Below are 525 nucleotides of genomic sequence, written 5' to 3' on the forward strand. Positions count from 1 at the left end.
ATTCCGCAGCGTTGTTTTCCTTGAACTTGAATTAGTGACAACGCTCTGAACTCTACATCTTGAAGTCACTTGGGTATATACCTTGATACGTTGTCGAAGAGGAGTGTCGCGATGGATTTAAGCAATGTAGGCAATCTGGATAGCATCATTTTGTTGGGTATCGTCAACGAAAAACTACGCTTAGAGTGCGACAGTTTTGACGAGTTGGCTTCGGTCTACGAAATGGATGTTGAGTCGGTGGTGGGCAAACTTGATATGCTTGGTTATCAGTACGACCCACTCACCAATCAATTCAAAGCGTACGAACGCTAGTCTTAATCGATTCCTTGTTGTTAAGCCATCTTGATGCCGTCAAGATGGCTTTTGCATTGTTGTCTCGCCGTCGCAAAGAAGGCTTGCAGATAACGCTTATCTTTTTCAGAGTTACGCGTTGCTGCGAACAGACGACGCCACAAACCTTTGCCAAATGGTTTACTGGTGATTAACCCCTGACGAGAAAACTCGGATATCGCCCAGTTTGGTAGC

General features: G+C 45.1%; 1 protein-coding gene and 1 pseudogene. One reads left to right on the forward strand and one right to left on the reverse strand.

The genetic code is table 11. From position 1 onward, the window contains the following. Positions 1 to 111 precede the first annotated feature (111 nt). Entirely contained in the window at positions 112 to 312 is a 201-nt protein-coding gene (locus tag R7Q46_RS30105; protein WP_005457961.1) for a DUF4250 domain-containing protein, read from the forward strand. Between the two features lie 20 nt (positions 313 to 332). On the opposite strand, the pseudogene R7Q46_RS30110 reads toward R7Q46_RS30105, so the two are convergent. Beyond that, positions 333 to 525 (reverse strand): annotated as a pseudogene (locus tag R7Q46_RS30110) (LysR family transcriptional regulator); the annotation flags it as partial.

This window comes from Vibrio sp. 811, assembly GCF_033339195.1.

Excerpts from the sequence above, each read along its gene's own strand:
- R7Q46_RS30105 (WP_005457961.1), top strand. The coding sequence starts at position 112 with ATGGATTTAAGCAATGTAGGCAATCTGGATAGCATCATTTTGTTGGGT.